15 protein-coding genes and 1 riboswitch are annotated in these 18,329 nt (G+C 56.0%); of the genes, 10 read left to right on the top strand and 5 right to left on the bottom strand.

What is annotated here, in order from left to right; translation table 11 throughout:
* Positions 1 to 308: 308 nt before the first annotated feature.
* From ABLU67_RS07500 to aroD, 4 genes are read left to right on the top strand one after another with little or no spacing between them, the layout of a single operon-like run.
* A complete protein-coding gene (locus ABLU67_RS07500) occupies positions 309 to 2,342 on the top strand; it encodes an FAD-dependent oxidoreductase (RefSeq protein WP_348852234.1) in 2,034 nt (677 codons plus the stop codon).
* 10 nt (positions 2,343 to 2,352) lie between these two features.
* Positions 2,353 to 3,216 carry a shikimate dehydrogenase gene (locus ABLU67_RS07495; RefSeq protein ID WP_004108154.1) on the top strand — a complete coding sequence of 288 codons (864 nt, stop codon included), beginning with the start codon at positions 2,353 to 2,355 and terminating at the stop codon, positions 3,214 to 3,216.
* A gap of 11 nt (positions 3,217 to 3,227) precedes the next feature.
* A complete protein-coding gene (locus tag ABLU67_RS07490; RefSeq protein WP_109240688.1) occupies positions 3,228 to 4,442 on the top strand; it encodes an MFS transporter in 1,215 nt (404 codons plus the stop codon).
* 33 nt (positions 4,443 to 4,475) lie between these two features.
* The gene (gene aroD / locus ABLU67_RS07485) at positions 4,476 to 5,231 is read left to right on the top strand and encodes a type I 3-dehydroquinate dehydratase (protein ID WP_014837399.1); all 756 of its coding nucleotides are present in this window, start codon (positions 4,476 to 4,478) and stop codon (positions 5,229 to 5,231) included.
* Positions 5,232 to 5,269: 38 nt separating this feature from the next.
* On the opposite strand, the gene ABLU67_RS07480 is transcribed toward aroD, so the two are convergent.
* A complete protein-coding gene (locus ABLU67_RS07480) occupies positions 5,270 to 6,166 on the bottom strand; it encodes a LysR family transcriptional regulator (RefSeq protein WP_014227908.1) in 897 nt (298 codons plus the stop codon).
* 230 nt (positions 6,167 to 6,396) lie between these two features.
* Between ABLU67_RS07480 and ABLU67_RS07475 the strand changes: the two genes are divergently transcribed.
* On the top strand, positions 6,397 to 7,707 hold the full coding sequence (locus ABLU67_RS07475; RefSeq protein WP_187228512.1) for an MFS transporter: 1,311 nt from the start codon (positions 6,397 to 6,399) through the stop codon (positions 7,705 to 7,707).
* A 47-nt stretch (positions 7,708 to 7,754) separates the two neighbouring features.
* Here the strand turns inward: ABLU67_RS07475 and ABLU67_RS07470 are convergent, their stop codons facing one another.
* Both ABLU67_RS07470 and sgrT read right to left on the bottom strand, forming a co-directional pair.
* Positions 7,755 to 8,939 (bottom strand): sugar efflux transporter, encoded by a 1,185-nt coding sequence (locus ABLU67_RS07470; RefSeq protein WP_009654594.1) that lies wholly within the window; start codon positions 8,937 to 8,939, stop codon positions 7,755 to 7,757.
* Positions 8,940 to 9,167: 228 nt separating this feature from the next.
* The gene (sgrT, locus tag ABLU67_RS07465) at positions 9,168 to 9,320 is read right to left on the bottom strand and encodes a glucose uptake inhibitor SgrT (RefSeq protein ID WP_004098552.1); all 153 of its coding nucleotides are present in this window, start codon (positions 9,318 to 9,320) and stop codon (positions 9,168 to 9,170) included.
* Between the two features lie 87 nt (positions 9,321 to 9,407).
* On the opposite strand from sgrT, the gene sgrR reads away from it, so the two are divergent.
* The 4 genes from sgrR to thiQ all read left to right on the top strand — a co-directional run bounded on the left by sgrR (position 9,408) and on the right by thiQ (position 14,549).
* Complete coding sequence (gene sgrR, locus ABLU67_RS07460; protein WP_025106480.1) at positions 9,408 to 11,063, top strand: HTH-type transcriptional regulator SgrR; 1,656 nt, start codon at positions 9,408 to 9,410, stop codon at positions 11,061 to 11,063.
* Positions 11,064 to 11,100: 37 nt separating this feature from the next.
* A riboswitch (TPP riboswitch) is annotated at positions 11,101 to 11,263 on the top strand.
* A 31-nt stretch (positions 11,264 to 11,294) separates the two neighbouring features.
* On the top strand, positions 11,295 to 12,278 hold the full coding sequence (thiB, locus tag ABLU67_RS07455; protein WP_201993113.1) for a thiamine ABC transporter substrate binding subunit: 984 nt from the start codon (positions 11,295 to 11,297) through the stop codon (positions 12,276 to 12,278).
* Positions 12,254 to 13,864, top strand: coding sequence for a thiamine/thiamine pyrophosphate ABC transporter permease ThiP (gene thiP, locus ABLU67_RS07450; RefSeq protein WP_014837395.1), 1,611 nt, complete (start codon positions 12,254 to 12,256; stop codon positions 13,862 to 13,864). Before thiB ends, thiP begins: the two co-directional genes overlap by 25 nt.
* Positions 13,848 to 14,549, top strand: a complete 702-nt coding sequence (thiQ, locus tag ABLU67_RS07445; RefSeq protein WP_014837394.1) for a thiamine ABC transporter ATP-binding protein ThiQ — start codon at positions 13,848 to 13,850, stop codon at positions 14,547 to 14,549. Before thiP ends, thiQ begins: the two co-directional genes overlap by 17 nt.
* Here the strand turns inward: thiQ and ABLU67_RS07440 are convergent.
* Both ABLU67_RS07440 and araC read right to left on the bottom strand, forming a co-directional pair.
* Positions 14,536 to 15,303 (bottom strand): DedA family protein, encoded by a 768-nt coding sequence (locus tag ABLU67_RS07440; protein WP_348852233.1) that lies wholly within the window; start codon positions 15,301 to 15,303, stop codon positions 14,536 to 14,538. The genes thiQ and ABLU67_RS07440 overlap by 14 nt on opposite strands.
* Positions 15,304 to 15,431: 128 nt before the next feature.
* Positions 15,432 to 16,277 (bottom strand): arabinose operon transcriptional regulator AraC, encoded by an 846-nt coding sequence (gene araC, locus ABLU67_RS07435; RefSeq protein ID WP_004098545.1) that lies wholly within the window; start codon positions 16,275 to 16,277, stop codon positions 15,432 to 15,434.
* A 337-nt stretch (positions 16,278 to 16,614) separates the two neighbouring features.
* Between araC and araB the strand changes: the two genes are divergently transcribed.
* Positions 16,615 to 18,324, top strand: a complete 1,710-nt coding sequence (gene araB, locus ABLU67_RS07430; RefSeq protein WP_148849400.1) for a ribulokinase — start codon at positions 16,615 to 16,617, stop codon at positions 18,322 to 18,324.
* The last annotated feature ends 5 nt before the right edge of the window (positions 18,325 to 18,329 follow it).

The raw sequence follows: 18,329 nt of genomic DNA, 5'->3' as shown, positions 1-18,329 counted from the left end.
CTATAACGGGGCGACATTTTCGCCGCGATAAAAATAAATCATTATCAATTGGGCATCTATTCAATCATTCCCCTACTCTTTTTGTGTCATTCCACAAGTACAAGTAAAAAATCGATTGAAATATTTAAGGTAAAAACACTAATGTGTAAATAAATTGTTAATCCCATAGAATCACGCTATAGCTCCGCGCAAAAAAAAGCATTATTTTTCTATTAAACGCCTCGTTATCTTTCCCCACAGAGAAATATTAACTTTGGACAGGCCAGAATCGCCGTAAAAGGCTATCAGGCATCCAGTGGAGAGAGCATATGAGCCACTATCCCCATCTTTTTTCCCCGTTGACCATTAACGGAATGACAATAAAAAACCGCATCATCATGCCGCCAATGGGCACTAACCTGGCGAGCCTGAACGGGGAAGTCACGCAGGAGCAGATTGACTACTATGAGCTACGCGCGCGGGGCGGCACAGGACTCATCACTATCGAGAATATTTGCATCGATTTTCCTTTCGCCTCTAACGGCACTACGCAGCTGCGTATCGATAACGATCAATATATTCCGCGCCTGTTCAAATTAACCGAAACCTTACATAAACACGGCGCCTGCGTCAGTATTCAATTAAACCACGCCGGCGCGTCGGCCTATGCGTATCGCCTGAACGGCGAAATGCCGCTGTCTTCTTCCAGCACGCCGTCCAAAAAGAACGGGAATATCCCCCGCCCGATGACGCACGATGAGATATATCATGCCGTCGATAAATTTGGTGACGCGGCGGAGCGCGTTCGCCGCGCTGGATTCGACTGCGTGGAAATTCACGCCGGCCACTCTTATTTAATTAGCCAGTTTTTATCACCGCTGTTTAATAAGCGCACCGATGAATTTGGCGGCAGCGTAGAGAATCGCGCCAGAATATTAACCCTAATCGTCGATAAGGTACGGGCCTGCGTAGGCCCGCGTTTTCCGGTCAGCCTGCGTATTAGCGCCGATGACTTTCTGAAAGGTGGAAATACGCTCGAAGACTCCTTGCAGATCCTCGAACTGTGCCAGGAAAAAGTGGATATTATCAACGTCTCCGCCGCGCAAAACGACAACCTCAATTTCCAGATTGACCAGATGTCTCTGGAAGATGGCTGGAAGCGCTATCTCTCTCGCGCGGTACGCGACAAATTCCACAAGCCCACGGTGATTGCCGGCAACATCCGTACCCCGAAAGTCGCCGAAGATATTATCGCCAGCGGCGATGCCGACCTGATTGCCATTGGCCGCGGCCTGATCGCCGAGCCGGAGTGGGTGCAAAAAGTTCAAAGCGGCAACGAACGTTTGATGCGGAAATGCATCTCCTGCAACATTGGCTGCGCGGATCACCGCATCGCCCGCTCCCGCCCTCTTCGCTGCTCGATCAACCCGGATATCATCCACGGCGACGCGTATAAGCAGCAGCGCGTGATCCGCGATACCAACGTCGTGGTCATCGGCGCGGGTACGGCGGGAATGGAAGCGGCCTGCACCGCGGCTGAAGTCGGCTGCCATACCTGGCTGCTGGAAGAGAAGCATAGCATCGGCGGACTGGCCAGCGAGATCTCCCTGCTGCCGGAGAAAAAGCGTATCGCTGATTTTCCGCAGTTTATGAAAAACCGTATCACCTCGCTCGATAACCTGATGCTGCAGGTCGGCAGACGCGCCACCGTGGCGTCCGTTTCCGCTCTTCGCCCGGATTTAATCGTCAACGCCACCGGTTCAGTGCCCCTGCTGCCGCCCATTGAAGGACTGCGCGAGAACATCGATGTCGAAGGCGGGAACGTCTTCTCCATTACCAACATGATTCATCATCTGGACCAGTTTGCCGATGCTACAGGTAAACGCATCGCCGTCGTCGGCGCAGGCGCCGTGGGTCTGGACGTCATCGAGTACTTCTCCGCGCGCGGTGCCAGCGCCGTGCTTATCGAGATGCAGGACGCGCCGGGTCGCGATCTGGACATCATTACCAAAAACGCCATGTTGACCATGCTGGATGAACATCACGTGGAACAGCACATGCGCACGCAGCTGGTTGCCGTCACCCCGAAGCATTTCACCGTTAAAAATGCGGATGGCACCTTCGACATTCCTTTCGATTACGGCTTCGTCTGCCTGGGAATGTGCGCCAACACCGCCGGTCTCACTGAGATTGAACAATGGGCCAGAGCCAATAACGTAAAAATAATGAACATCGGCGACAGCCTGATGGCCCGGCGAATCATTGATGGCGTGCGCGAAGGGCGCAACGTGCTGGACACCCTCGAAGATATGGGGGCTCTCGGCAACCGCGAATCGACAAAAATTCCATTTCTAACATATTGAGGATTTTATCATGGCAGAACGTATTACCGGACATACCGAGCTGATTGGCCTGATTGCGACTCCGATTCGCCACAGCATGTCGCCAACCATGCATAACGAAGCTTTTGCTCATCTGGGGCTGGACTACGTTTACCTGGCGTTCGAAGTCGGTAACGAAGAGCTGAAAGACGTGGTACAGGGCTTTCGCGCGTTAAAACTGCGCGGCTGTAACGTCTCCATGCCGAACAAAACGGAGATTTGCCAGTATCTGGACAAGCTCTCGCCGGCGGCAGAACTGGTTGGCGCGGTGAATACCGTGGTGAACGACAATGGCGTACTGACCGGCCACATTACCGATGGCACCGGCTATATGCGCGCGCTCAAAGAAGAGGGCATTGATATCATCGGCAAAAAAATGACCGTTCTGGGCGCAGGCGGCGCGGCAACCGCGCTCTGCGTTCAGGCCGCGCTCGATGGCGTCAAAGCGATCTCCATCTTTAACCGCAAAGATAAGTTCTTCGCCAATGCAGAACAGACCGTCGCCAAAATCCGTAACAACACCAACTGCGAGATCCACCTGTTCGATCTGGACGATCATGACAAACTGCGCGCGGAAATCGACAGCAGCGTCATTCTGACCAACGCCACCGGCGTGGGTATGAAACCGTTTGAAGGCCAGATGCTGCTGCCTGATGACAGCTTCCTGCGCCCGGATCTGATCGTTTCTGACGTGGTCTATAACCCGCGCAAAACTTATCTGCTGGAAGTGGCCGAGAAAAAAGGCTGCCGCACCATCAACGGTCTGGGGATGATGCTCTGGCAAGGCGCGCGCGCTTTTGAAATCTGGACGGGCAAAGAAATGCCGGTTGAACACGTCAAAAATATCCTGTTCTAAGGATGGGCGCGATGAAAAATCCATATGTCCCAACGGCGGCTGGGCTCTATCTTAACTACCTGATCCACGGCATGGGGGTTTTGTTAATCACCCTCAATATGGCAAATCTGCAGGAACAGTGGGGAACCGACGCTGCCGGCGTCTCCATCGTCATTTCGTCGCTCGGGATCGGTAAGCTCGCCACGATCGTCACAGGATTCCTGTCCGACCGTTTTGGCCGTAAACCTTTTATCTATCTCGGCATCGCCAGCTATCTGGTGTTTTTCCTCGGTATTTTACTGACGAAAAACATTTATATGGCCTACTTCTTCGGCATTATGGCCGGTCTGGCAAACAGCTTCCTCGATTCCGGAACCTATCCGGCGTTGATGGAGTCTTTCCCTAACTCCGCCAGCCGGGCAAATGTGCTGATCAAAGCCTTTGTCTCTGCCGGGCAGTTCCTGCTGCCGTTCATTATCGGTGCGCTGATTTGGGCGAATATGTGGTACGGATGGTCGTTTATTATCGCCGCTGTATTGATGATCATTAGCGCTATCTACCTGATAAAAATGCCTTTCCCGGACCATCGGGCGAAAAAGGAAACCGCAGAAAAATCGTCGGCCGCCGCCGTTGCCCCGCAGGCGAACGCCGGCAAGCTGGATATGGCCATCTTTACCCTGTACGGCTATATCGGTATGGCGACTTTTTATCTGGTCAGCCAGTGGTTAGCGCAGTACGGCGAGTTCGTTGCCGGCATCCCGCACGAGTCGGCCATTAAACTCCTGAGCGTCTATACTGCCGGTTCCCTGACGTGCGTGTTCGTCACCGCGGCCTTTGTCAAAGAGGTATTTAGCTCGGCCGTCGCCATGATCGTTTACACTTTCCTGTCGATGATGTCACTGCTGATCGTTTGCCTGTTCCCTACGCCGATGATAGTGACCGGCTTCGCCTTTGTCATCGGCTTTGCCGCCGCCGGCGGCGTGCTGCAGATAGGCGCGACCATTATGGCCATGAGCTTCCCGAACGGAAAAGGCAAAGCCACCGGGATCTTTTATACCGCAGGAAGTCTGGCCAGCTTTACGATCCCGCTGATCACGGCAAAACTGTCGAAGATGGGTATCGCCAGCATTATGTGGTTCGATCTTCTGATCGCGATCGTCGGCTTTGTGATCGCCCTGTACATCGGTTATCGTCAGCTTCAGGTTCGCGCCGCTGCAAAAACATCCCGGGTTGCAGCAACCGCCTGATGGTCAATGACAAAAAGAATAATGGATACCAACATGACTCAAGCAGTAACAGTAAAAAACATCACCTTCCAGGAAGGGGAAACCTTAATCTGCGTACCGCTGATCGGCAAAACGCTCGCCGAGCTGCAGACTAACGCGCGCGCGCTGGCTACCGCCGGAGCCGATATTATCGAGTGGCGCGTCGATCACTTCACCCAGGTCAGAGAAACGGAGCAGGTACTGCTGGCGCTGGGCGAGATTCGCCAGCTGCTGAAAGAGATCCCGCTGCTGTTCACCTTCCGCAGTAAAAAAGAGGGTGGCGAAACGGAAATCAGCGACGAAGCCTATTTTGAGCTGAATCGCCAGGCGGCCGTTAGCGGTCTGACCGACGTGATTGATATCGAGCTGTTCAACGACGAAGCGCAAATTCGCTCGCTGGTGAGCGATGCCCACGCTGCGGGCGTCAAAGTTATCATGAGCAATCATGATTTCCATAAAACGCCGGCTCAGGAAGATATCATCTACCGCCTGCGCCGCATGCAGGATCTTGGCGCTGACCTGCCGAAGATCGCGGTTATGCCGCAGTCGCCGCAGGATGTCCTGACCCTGCTCTCGGCAACCCTGACGATGAAAGAGAAGTACGCGACTCGGCCGTTAATCACCATGTCGATGGGTAAATCCGGTGGCGTGAGCCGGGTAACCGGCCGTTTGTTCGGTTCAGCAATGACCTTCGGTACCGTCGGCCAGGCTTCTGCGCCAGGGCAAATCGCCATTACCCAACTGCGTGAACTGATGGATATTCTTTCCTGATAAAACATCGCCCGGGGGTTACCCTCCGGGCGATGTTGCTAGCGGATTTTTTGGCTGTCATTAATAATGACATCTTTAAATGACTGAATCGCCGGAGAAAGTACCCGCTCTTTCATCGTTGCCAGATAGATATAACGCGGAGGAATCGCATTTTTAATCGTCAGGATATGCACGTTGTAATACGAGAGCGCGGAAATTCGCGGCATAATAGCAATACCGTAATCAATACTGACCAGCCCCGCCATCGCCGTATCCTCATCAACGTAGCAGGCAATATCCGGCACCAGCTTTTGCTGCATAAACACGTTATCAATAAAGGGGCGTAACCCGCTATTTTCTGAAAAATAGATATAGGGATAGTGGATAGTCTCCACCAGGTCGACTTCATTTTCATAGAGCCTGGCCAGAGGGTGATCTTTTGCCGTCACCACGACCAGCTCCTGCTGAATAATAGGAATAAAGTCGATATCAGGCTCATCCGCAATATAGGAACAAATCGCCAGATCGCTTTTCCCGGCCTTCAGTTCCTGCAGAAGCGTTAACGACGTTCCCTGAGTAAAAGAAAATGTCACATTGTGACGAGATGGTGAAAGGGAATATTTATTAATTAACTGCGGAACAACATATTCGCCCATGGTGTAAATGAACGCAATGCGAATATTCTCCTTGTTCTCGTCGCTATTTTTTTGCAACGTCATGCGGCCATTCTCTAATGAGGCCAGGGCATCTTCGACGTAGGGCAGAAAGCGCTTACCATTCTGCGTAATTTTGACATTACGCCCTTTCCTGGCAAATAGCGCCACGCCAAGCTCTTTCTCCAGTTCAGATATGGCGTGGCTTAGCGAGGGTTGAGTGATAAAAAGACTGGAGGCGGCTTCAGTGTAGTGCTCGGTTTCTGCCAGCCGCTTAAAATAATAAAGTTGCTTTAGGTTCATTATTTTTGCTCGTATAATATAAGAATAAAACTCATGCCCCTAATATACCATACAGGCTATCGATGATGAGCCGAAAAGGAGAAATATCGGGGTCATATCAAATATTGTTATGCCATGTCACAGAAGCCGTAACAAAGCGTGACTTATCATCGATAGCGTCAACGTCAAATAGAATATTTTTGCCTGCATAAATTCATGCAAAAATATTTTAAACTTTAAAGGAAATCACTATGAGGACGATCGATGCTCAGGAACGGCCGATTTTGCTGTCGGCCACGCAAAAGCGAACTAAAACGCGAATTGTAATTTTAATGTTACTATCGATAGGGACGATGATAAATTATCTCGATCGGACTATTTTAGGTGTTGTTGCGCCCAAGTTAACGAGCGAAATAGATATTGACCCGGCCATGATGGGGATCGTTTTTTCCGCTTTCGCCTGGACCTACGCTCTGGCGCAAATTCCCGGCGGGATGTTTCTCGATCGCTTCGGCAATAAGCTGACCTACGCGCTTTCTATTTTTTTCTGGTCAACCTTTACCTTACTGCAAAGCTTTTCTGTCGGCCTAAAATCGCTGCTGCTGCTGCGTTTAGGCTTAGGCATCAGCGAAGCCCCCTGTTTCCCGGTTAATAGCCGTGTCGTCAGTAAATGGTTTCCGCAGCATGAACGCGCCCGGGCAACGGCGACTTACACCGTCGGTGAATATATTGGTCTGGCCGCATTCTCTCCGCTCCTTTTTTTAATTCTGGAGCATCATGGCTGGAGAACGCTATTTTTCCTGACCGGTGGATTGGGTATTGCATTTACTTTTGTATGGTGGAAATTTTATCACGAGCCACATGAATCAAAAACGGCAAATAAAGAAGAGCTGGAGTATATCGGCGTAGAAAATACGACATCCGTCAATGAAAACATCCCTTTCAACTGGCATGATGCGAAACGTCTGCTGTGCTGCCGGCAAATCATCGGCGCCAGCCTTGGTCAATTTGCCGGTAACACCACGCTGGTTTTCTTCCTGACATGGTTCCCGACTTATCTGGCTAACGAACGCCACCTCCCCTGGCTTCACGTGGGTTTCTTCGCCTCCTGGCCGTTCCTGGCCGCGGCTATTGGTATCTTTTTCGGCGGTTGGGTATCCGATAAAATAATAAAGAAAACCAACTCAGTAAATATTAGCAGAAAGCTGCCAATTATTTCCGGACTGCTACTGTCGAGCTGCATCATCATTGCTAACTGGGTCGATAGCAACACCGCAGTCATTATTATTATGTCGATTGCATTTTTTGGTCAGGGTATGGTTGGCCTCGGCTGGACGCTTATTTCTGACATTGCCCCTAAGAATATGGGTGGATTGACCGGCGGCATCTTCAACTTCTGTGCTAATATGGCATCAATTATTACCCCATTAATTATTGGGGTTATCATATCCATGACCGGTAATTTTTTCTACGCGCTGATTTATATCGGTTTAACCGCGCTGGTTGGCGTTATCGCGTATGTTTTTATTATCGGCGATATTAAAAGGATCGTGTTGAAATAACCTGTCCAGCCCCTGTCCCGGCATCCTGCCGGGACAGGGGTGGCGATTCAGATATCTTTCACCCTGCTGGTCATAAACAGCGTCACCAGCGAAATTGCGGCAATCGTCCAGTAGACGCTGGCGTGACCATAGCTTTGCGACAGCGCGCCCTGAATCACCCCCGCCAGAATCACCCCGGTGGAAATACTGTTGGTAAACAGCGTCGTCGCGGCGCCCGCCCGTCCGGGCATCAGATCCTGAAACCACAGCATGCCAATCCCGGCAACAATCCCGATAAATACGGCATTAAACAGCTGTAGCACCAGCAGCGCCACGCGGTCGTGGAACAGAATCAGACCGATATAAAAAAGCACGCCCGCCGCAACCGCTGTCACCATCATCTTGCGTTTGCCCCAGCGCTTAACGTAGTAGCCCGCCAGTATCATCGCCGGGATCTCCAGCCCGGCAGCGGTGCCCATCAAAATCCCCGCGAGGCTGTCCGGCAGGCCAAGATCGCTGCTGATCCACAGAGGCATATCAATGATATACATGGTATTGCAGGTCCACATCAGCGTGGAGGCGATGAACAGCATCCGCACGTTTTTATCGTGCCATCCTCCGGCCTGCACCAGCACGTCAGCGCCTTCCGAAGGCTGCTCAACGCGGGCGACCGAGGGCAGTTTGACGGCGATCAGCGCCAGGCTTATAACAAAGATCCCGGCGGCAATCGAAAACATGGTGGTGAAGCCATAATTCAGCGCCAGCATAAAAGCCAGCGGTGGACCAATAACCCACGCCAGCGAAAGCTGCGCACGCATTATCGAACTGAACATCACCACTTCGCGCGCCGAGCTATCGGCATATTCCCGCGCCAGGGCAAAAAGCTGCGGCATCGCGGCATTCGCCACCGAGGCCAGCATAACCCCGCAGGTAATCAGCGTCAGATAGTGGCGATTAAAAGCGAACAGCAGCGCGTTTCCCACCGCCATCAGGCAGCAAAACATAATCAGCCGCCGGCGATCGCCCCGGCTGTCGGAGCGTTTAGCCAGCGCCAGGCTGACCAGAATGCCGGCAATGGCGTTAACCGTATAGAACAGTCCTACCCAGAACGGCTGCGCGCCCACTTCGCGGCTGAGGAATAAGCTGAGCGTCGGCGCCTGCAGCGCGCCGGCGATCCCCATCATGAAAGCGACAAGCATAAAAGCGGCGTAAACGCCGTTTAGACGACGCCCCATCGTCATTAACCACAGCATGAAATATCCTTAAGCACGCGAAGAAAACGAAAAAAGCCAGCAGAAGTATTCTGCTGGCGGGTGATTCTATACTCTATGGATTTCGAGTTGCGGGCAGGCGGCCAGAACGTAAGTCCCTGGAAACATAGATAACTATGTGGCCTGGGCGAGCGGGCGCAGCCAACGCACCTGCAGCTTGAAAGACGACGAGTATAACACCAATACTCAGTCACACATGATGTCTGCAAGTCAATGATCAGAGGTCTGCGACGTAACTCCCCACTGCATCAGTTCGCCGAGCATTTTCTGCTGTCTTCCTGCCATCAGGCGGGCCAGCCAGGACGCATCCTGCGTCGCAGAAAAGTAGCGTTGGTAGAACTGTTTCATGGTTGACCCCATCATATTCACCTCCTCGCTTCATCGACGTTGATTATTGACTTAATATAGGAAGTAATAAATTGCTGAGTTTTTATCAGGAGTTCCCCTTTTATGTCTTCCGGTCGTTTACAACAGCAGTTCATCCGCCTGTGGCAGTGCTGCGATGGCAAGTCGCAGGAGACCACGCTGAATGCGCTGGCAGAGATGCTAAGCTGCTCGCGCCGCCATATGCGTACCCTGCTCAACATGATGGAAGCGCGCGGCTGGCTGACCTGGGAGGCGGAGGCCGGGCGCGGCAAGCGCTCCCGCCTCTCTTTTCTCTATACCGGTCTCGCCCTGCAGCAGCAGAGGGCGGAAGATCTGCTGGATCAGGACAGAATCGATCAGCTGGTGCAGCTGGTTGGCGATAAAGCCGCCGTCCGGCAAATGCTGGTTTCCCATTTAGGCCGCAGCTTTCGTCAGGGCCGGCATATCCTGCGCGTGCTCTACTATCGGCCGATGAAAAATCTGCTGCCCGGCAGCGCGCTGCGCCGCTCGGAAACGCATATTGCCCGGCAGATTTTTAGCGCCCTGACGCGGGTAAATGAGGAAAATGGGGAACTGGAGGCCGATATTGCTCACCATTGGCAGCAGATCGCCCCCACCCACTGGCGCTTTTTTCTGCGTCCGGGGATTCATTTTCATCATGGACGAGAGCTGGAGATGGAAGATGTCATCACCTCTCTGCAGCGCAGCAACGCCCTGCCGCTGTTCTCTCATATTGAGCGCATCGACTCTCCCACCGCATGGACCCTCGACATTCATCTCCGCCAGCCCGACCGCTGGCTGCCGTGGTTGTTAAGCCAGGTCCCGGCCATGATCCTTCCGCATGAGTGGCGAACGATGGAGAATTTCTCCAGTATCCCCGTGGGGACCGGGCCCTACTCGGTTGTGCGTAATAACCAGAATCAGCTCAAAATTCACGCCTTCGATGACTATTTCGGCTACCGGGCGCTGATCGATGAAGTGAACGTCTGGGTCCTGCCGGAAATCAGCGAAGAACCCAACGGCGGGTTGACGTTACAGGGCACCACGCAAAGCGAAAAAGCGGTGGAAAGCCGCCTGGAAGAGGGGTGTTATTACCTGCTGTTCGACGCCCGCAGCCCGCTGGGCGGTAACAGCGCGGTACGCCAGTGGCTAAGCTATGTGTTCCAGCCCGCTAACCTGCTCTATCACGCCGGCGAGCACTATCAGGGCAACTGGTTCCCGGCGTATGGCCTGCTGCCCCGCTGGCATCATGCGCGCAGCCACGCCTGCGAGAAGCCTGCCGGCCTTGAGACGGTCAGGCTGACCTACTACCAGGATCACGTCGAGCATCGCGTGATGGGCGGGATCATGGCAACGCTGCTGGCCGAGCATCAGGTTAAGCTGGAGATCCAGGAGCTGGAGTATCAGGAGTGGCACCGCGGGGAGGTGGTCAGCGACGTTTGGCTCAACAGCGCCAACTTTACGCTGCCGATCGATTTCTCCCTGTTTGCCTGGCTGTATGAAGTTCCGCTGATTCGCAACTGTATCCCCATCGACTGGGAACATGACGCCGCTCGCTGGCGCGCGGGCGAGCTGAACCCGGCCACCTGGAGTCAGCAGCTGTTGGCCAATCAAACCGTGGTGCCGCTGATCCACCACTGGCTGATGATCCAGGGGCAGCGCAGCATGCGCGGCGTACGCATGAACACGCTCGGCTGGTTTGACTTTAAGTCCGCGTGGTTCGCGCCGCCGGAGCCGTAATGCTTTCCGTTGGCAAACAAAATCATTACACTAACTGCCGTTCTCAACGGGGTGCTAATAAACATACGCAATCTCATTCAAGTTGCCTCAACGCGCGGTTAGCGCAGAAGCAGCCCGAAGATAAAGCGTATGGGCTGAGAAAATACCCGTCGAACCTGATCCGGATAACGCCGGCGAAGGGATTTGAGGCCCTCTCAAAATCCTTTGCCACCCCTTTTTCTGAGGTGCAAAGTGTTGAAAAAATTACTCCCCCTGCTGGCGCTGGTCGCCGCGCCCGTTTTTGCCAAACCGCTGCTCACCGTTTATACCTACGACTCGTTCTCCGCCGACTGGGGCCCGGGCCCGGCGGTTAAAAAAGCCTTTGAAGCCGACTGCGGCTGCGAGCTGAAGTTCGTGGCGCTGGAAGATGGCGTCTCGCTGCTCAACCGCCTGCGAATGGAAGGCAAAAACAGCAAAGCCGACGTGGTGCTGGGACTGGATAACAACCTGCTGGAAGCCGCTTTGCAAAGCAAGCTGTTCGCCAAAAGCGGCGTCCCGGCCAGCGCGGTCAGCGTGCCCGGCGGCTGGGACAACGACACCTTCGTGCCGTTCGATTACGGCTACTTCGCCTTTGTTTACGATAAAAACAAGCTGAAAAATCCGCCGAAAAGCCTGAAAGAGCTGGTTGAGGGCGAGCAAAAATGGCGGGTGATTTATGAAGATCCGCGCACCAGTACGCCGGGCCTGGGCCTGCTGCTGTGGATGCAAAAAGTCTACGGCGATAAAGCGCCGGAAGCCTGGCAGAAGCTGGCGGCGAAAACCGTTACCGTTACCAAGGGCTGGAGCGAAGCCTACGGCCTGTTCCTGAAAGGCGAAAGCGATCTGGTGCTGAGCTACACCACCTCCCCGGCTTACCACATTATCGAAGAGAAAAAAGATAACTACGCCGCGGCAAACTTCGCTGAAGGCCACTACCTGCAGGTTGAGGTAGCCGCCCGCACCGCGGCCAGCAAACAGCCGGAGCTGGCGGAAAAGTTCCTTAAATTTATGGTATCGCCGGGCTTCCAGAACGCGATCCCCACCGGCAACTGGATGTATCCGGTGACGACGGTTGCGCTTCCGGCAGGCTTTGACGCGCTGATGAAACCGCAAACGACCCTCGAATTCACACCGCAACAGGTGGCCGCCGAACGTCAGAACTGGATTAGCGCATGGCAACGCGCCGTCAGCCGCTAGCTTTCGGCTGGCTCCTGCCGGGACTCACGGCGGCCATCGTTCTGGTCGTCGTGGCGCTGGCCGCCTTTCTGGCGCTATGGTTCAGCGCCCCGGAGACCTCCTGGAACGCGCTTATCCGCGACAGCTATCTCTGGCACGTGGTGCGTTTCTCCTTCTGGCAGGCCTTCCTTTCCGCGCTTTTTTCGGTGCTACCGGCGATATTCCTCGCCCGCGCCCTGTACCGGCGGCGCTTCCCCGGGCGCACGCTGCTGCTGCGCCTTTGCGCGATGACCTTAATTCTGCCGGTACTGGTGGCGGTCTTCGGCATTCTTAGCGTCTACGGTCGTCAGGGCTGGCTGGCCCAGCTATGCCACGTTTTTGGCTGGCAATGGGAATTCTCGCCCTACGGGCTACAGGGGATCCTGCTGGCGCACGTATTCTTTAATATGCCGATGGCCACGCGCCTGCTGCTGCAGACGCTGGAAAATATCCCCGGCGAACAGCGGCAAATCGCCGCCCAGCTCGGCATGCGCGGCTACGTCTTCTTCCGGCTGGTCGAGTGGCCGTGGCTGCGCCGGCAAATTCCACCGGTCGCGGCGCTGATCTTTATGCTCTGTTTCGCCAGCTTTGCGACCGTGCTGTCGCTGGGCGGCGGCCCGCGGGCGACCACCATCGAACTGGCGATTTACCAGGCCCTTAATTTCGACTACGACCCGGCGCGCGCGGCGATGCTGGCGCTTATCCAGATGGTCTGCTGCCTCGGGCTGGTGCTGCTTAGCCAGCGCCTGAGTAAAGCCCTCGCCATCGGGGCCAGCCATATTCGCGGCTGGCGCGATCCCGACGACCGGCTGTACAGCCGGTTATGCGACGCGGCGCTGATTGGCGCGGCGCTTTTACTGCTGCTGCCGCCGCTGCTGGCGGTGATAGGCGACGGGCTGAACAGCAATCTGCTGAGCGTGCTGCATCAGCCGGCGCTATGGCAGGCGCTGTGGACGTCTCTGCGTATCGCCCTTGCCGCCGGGCTCTTAAGCGTCATCCTTACCATGATGCTGCTCTGGAGCAGCCGCGAGCTTCGCGCCCGCCGTCACCCTCTGGCCGGTCAGGCGCTTGAGCTGAGCGGGATGCTGATCCTCGCCATGCCGGGCATCGTGCTGGCCACCGGTTTCTTCCTGTTGCTCAATAACAGCGTGGGCCTGCCCGAGTCCGCCGACGGTATCGTGATTTTCACCAATGCGCTGATGGCAATCCCCTATGCGCTCAAGGTACTGGAAAATCCGATGCGCGATATCGCCGCCCGCTACGGCACCCTTTGCCAGTCGCTGGGGATGCACGGCTTCACCCGCCTTCGGGTGGTCGAGCTTCGCGCTTTAAAGCGGCCGCTGGCCCAGGCGCTGGCCTTCGCCTGCGTGCTGTCGATTGGCGATTTCGGCGTCGTGGCGCTGTTCGGCAACGAAGATTTCCGTACGCTGCCGTTTTATCTGTATCAGCAAATTGGTTCTTACCGTAGCCAGGACGGCGCCGTGACCGCCCTTCTGCTTCTGCTGCTGTGCTTTTTACTCTTTAGCGTGATTGAAAAACTTCCGGGACGCGATGCTAAAACTGAATGATGTGACCTGGCTTTACCAGCATCTGCCGATGCGTTTTACGCTTTCCGTCGAACGCGGTGAGCGCATCGCGGTTCTTGGCCCGAGCGGGGCCGGTAAAAGTACGCTGCTGAACCTGATTGCCGGTTTTTTAACGCCCGCCAGCGGCAGTATCGCGCTCGACGGCCAGCCCCATACCCACACGCCGCCCGCGCGTCGTCCGGTATCAATGCTGTTTCAGGAAAATAATCTGTTCAACCATCTCACCATCCGCCAGAACATTGCGCTGGGAATGCACCCGGGGCTCAAGCTGAACGCGGATCAATCCGCCCATCTGCAGGCGATTGCCGGGCAGATGGGGATTGACGCGATGTTAGAGCGGCTGCCGGGCGAGCTTTCCGGAGGCCAGCGCCAGCGTGCGGCGCTGGCGCGCTGTCTGGTGCGCCAGCAGCCGGTACTGCTGCTGGATGAGCCCTTCTCGGCGCTCGATCCCGCGCTGAGGCTGGAGATGCTGACGCTGGTTGCCGACGTCTGCCGGCAGCGGCAGCTGACGCTGCTGATGGTCTCGCACAGCGTGGAAGATGCGGCGCGCATCGCGCCGCGGTCGGTGGTCGTGGCTGAGGGACGCATTGCCTGGGATGGCGCGACCGCCGCGCTGCTCAGCGGCAACAGCAGCGCCTCGGCGCTGCTGGGAATTAGCGCAAAATAACCTTATGCAGGATGTCGAGATAGACCGGCATCAGCGGATGACGGAAGGCAAACACCAGCGCTGCGCCGGCGGCGCACACCATGAGCGGAGCGAGCAACAGCAGGCGCGAACGCGGCAGAAAACGGGTGAGACGATCGCCGGCGCTTTTGGCGCTGCGCCACAGCCGCCAGCATAGCCACGCCGCCAGCCACGCCAGCAGCGCCGCCCCCAGCAGCAGCCACTTAAAGCTGGCGCTATTCTCATCGGCCGGGATATCAATGGCCGCCCCGGCAAGGATTCCCGGTAAGAAGTAGAGCGGCGGCCACAGCAGGCAGCCGATGATATTCGGCGGGATGAACTTCGCGACCGGCAGATCGAGCATTCCGGCGACCATCGGCACCAGCGGGCGCGTCGGCCCGACGAAGCGGCCAATCAGAATCGTAAACATGCTGTGCTGATGCAGCGCATGTTCGGTTTTATCCAGCAGTGCTTTGTTTTTCTTCAAAAAAGACCAGCGATGCAGCGGCTTTTTAAACCGCCAGCCAAGCCAGAATGAAATCCAGTCGCCGAGCAAACAGCCGATAATCCCCGCCAGCCACGCCTGCCAGAAGTTAACCTCGCCGCTGCCGATCAGCGCCCCCAATCCGGCCATCATCACCGTTCCCGGTAAGATAAGCCCTACCAGCGCCAGCGACTCGAGGAAGGCGACCAGCAGAACGGCTATCAGAGAATAGACCGTGGATTGAGTAATAAAGTGTTCCAGCAATGCTTGCATAATGTACCCGGTTTAAAAACGAAGCACGGATTCTCCGGAGCCGTTCATACTTCGTCAAGCCATCATTTGTTTGTATAGTTTACTGGCTGTGTTAAAAATCCGGGCCATCATTTCACTTTCTTTACTTTTTATTCACACCCTGCGCGAAACTCGCTCGGGCTGGCGCCGGTGCATTTCTTAAACACGCGCGAAAAGTAGAGCTGGTCCTCAAAACCGACGTTACGGCCAACGGTCGCGATCGGCATCCGCGTCGTGCTCAGCAGCAGCTTAGCCTGGCTAATGCGCTGATCCTCCCGCCACCCCAGTACGCTGATCCCCAGCTGCTGGCGGAACAGATGCGACAGGCGCGACGGCGACAGGCACACGTGCTGGGCGACGCTGGCAATATCGAAATGGCTGTCCGCCAGATGATCGCTGATGTACTGGCAGGCATCGCGCACCCGGTTATCCAGCGGCGGATGCAGCGATTCGTTGATAGCTTCCATGCGCCTGAGCAGCAGCTGCTCCATAAGATTGATCGCCAGCAGCTCGGAGTAACGCCCGGCGCCCTGCCCGGCTTCCACAATCTGCCCGAACAGTTCGCCAAAGCGCGCCTGCCACTGCTCATCCGGGCGGAAAAAGCCGGTCTGGGCAAAAATCGTTGGCCAGTTAAGCCATTCATGCCAGTAGGCGCGCGGCCGGAAATAGACCCACTGGTGATACCACTCGCGGGCATCGGGATGGCGGCCATAATGGTGAATTTCTCCCGGCGGGAACAGCAGCATATCGCCAGGCCGGCAGATAAACTGCTCTCCGTGGTTATTGATCACCCCTTCGCCGCGAATCGTCAGATTAAGGATATAGCCCTTCATGCCCAGCGGACGGTCAATAAAGAAATCAAGATAGCCATCGGCTTCAATTGGCGTCAGGCCCGTCACCAGATGGGCGTTAAAAGAGTAACCCGGCAACAAAGGATCGTTTTGCGTTTCGGCCATAAACTCTGCTCTCCAGGAGACATTAAGGACACCAATTGTCCATACCTTGTATTTTATCCTCTGGCTGGTCGCTCATGCTGCGACGCGGGTTAGAAAATGAATTAAAACCCGCCTCTTCTCGATAAAAACTGAGCACGGCGCACAGTTCAGGCGCTTTCAGCGCATAACTGAAGTGTCTATAAAGACGGCAGGAAAGTCCACATTGAATATTTGCACGGCGTCACACTTTGCGACGTCACAGCAATATAGTCCATAAGATTAGCGAATACGGCCTGACGGTTTTCAGCCCAGATATCTACTGTTTCACCATGAATGATTTTTAGCATGGAGTAACAGTATGGCAATTGCGATTGGCCTCGATTTTGGCAGTGATTCAGTACGCGCCCTGGCGGTAGAGTGCGCGACCGGCGAAGAGCTCGCCGCAAGCGTCGAGTGGTATCCACGCTGGCAGGAGGGGCTATTTTGCGATGGTCCGAACAACCAGTTCCGCCATCATCCACGCGACTATATCGAATCAATGGAAGCCGCGCTGAAAAGCGTCCTCGCATCCCTTAGCGCCGAACAGCGCGCTGCCGTGGTGGGTATCGGCGTTGACAGCACCGGCTCCACCCCCGCGCCCATCGACGCCGACGGCAACGTCCTGGCGCTGCGCGACGAATTCGCCAGCAACCCCAACGCCATGTTCGTGCTGTGGAAGGACCATACCGCGGTGGAGGAGGCGGAGGAGATTACCCGCCTGTGCCACCAGCCGGGCAAAGAGGATTACTCCCGCTATATCGGCGGTATCTACTCCAGCGAATGGTTCTGGGCCAAGATCCTCCACGTGACCCGCCAGGACAGCGCCGTCGCCGAGGCCGCCGCGTCGTGGATTGAGCTGTGCGACTGGGTGCCAGCCCTGCTTTCCGGGACCACCCGCCCGCAGGATATTCGTCGCGGCCGCTGCAGCGCCGGGCACAAATCCCTTTGGCATGAAAGCTGGGGCGGACTGCCGCCTGCCGGTTTCTTCGATGAACTCGACCCGATAATCAACCAGAGCCTGGCCTACCCGATGTTCAGCGATACCTGGACTGCGGATATCCCGGTCGGCACGCTCACCGCCGAATGGGCCGCGCGCCTGGGCCTGCCGCAAACCGTCGCCATCTCCGGCGGCGCATTCGACTGCCATATGGGCGCCGTCGGCGCCGGTGCGCAGCCAAACGCGCTGGTCAAAGTTATCGGCACCTCCACCTGCGACATTCTGATCGCCGATAAACAGAGCGTTGGCGAGCGCACGGTGAAAGGGATTTGCGGCCAGGTCGACGGCAGCGTCGTGCCTGACTTTATCGGTATGGAAGCGGGGCAATCCGCTTTTGGCGACATCTACGCCTGGTTTGGCCGCATTCTCGGCTGGCCGCTGGAGCAGCTGGCGCAGGCCCACCCGGAACTCAAAGAGCAGATCAAAGCCAGCCAGAAACAGCTGCTGCCCGCGCTGACCGACGCATGGGCAAAAAATCCGTCTCTTGACCACCTGCCGGTGGTGCTGGACTGGTTTAACGGCCGCCGTACGCCGAATGCCAACCAGCGTCTGAAAGGGGTCATTACCGATCTGAACCTCGCCACCGACGCCCCGGCGCTGTTCGGCGGACTGATTGCCGCCACCGCTTTTGGCGCCCGCGCCATTATGGAGTGCTTCACCGAACAGGGGATCCCGGTCAATAACGTGATGGCGCTCGGCGGCATCGCGCGCAAAAACCCGGTGATCATGCAGGCCTGCTGCGATGTGCTGAATCGTCCGCTGCAAATCGTCGCGTCCGATCAGTGCTGCGCCCTGGGCGCGGCTATCTTCGCCGCCGTTGCCGCCGGCGTATACCGCGATATCCCTGCCGCACAGGAAAACATGGCCAGCCAGGTGGAAAGTACCCTGCAGCCTCGTCCGGCGCAGGCGCAACGCTTCGAACAACTCTATCAGCGCTACCAGCAGTGGTCGCTCAGCGCGGAACAACGTTATCTCCCTTCGACTGCAAAAGCGGAATCCGCGCCGCAATCTCAGGCAGCCCTCACCCATTAAGGACA

The organism is Klebsiella sp. GN_Kp190, from assembly GCF_040061795.1.
Classification (GTDB): domain Bacteria; phylum Pseudomonadota; class Gammaproteobacteria; order Enterobacterales; family Enterobacteriaceae; genus Klebsiella; species Klebsiella michiganensis.
Note: the sequence above shows the minus strand (reverse complement) of the source record. Positions and strands in the feature narration are given on the sequence as shown.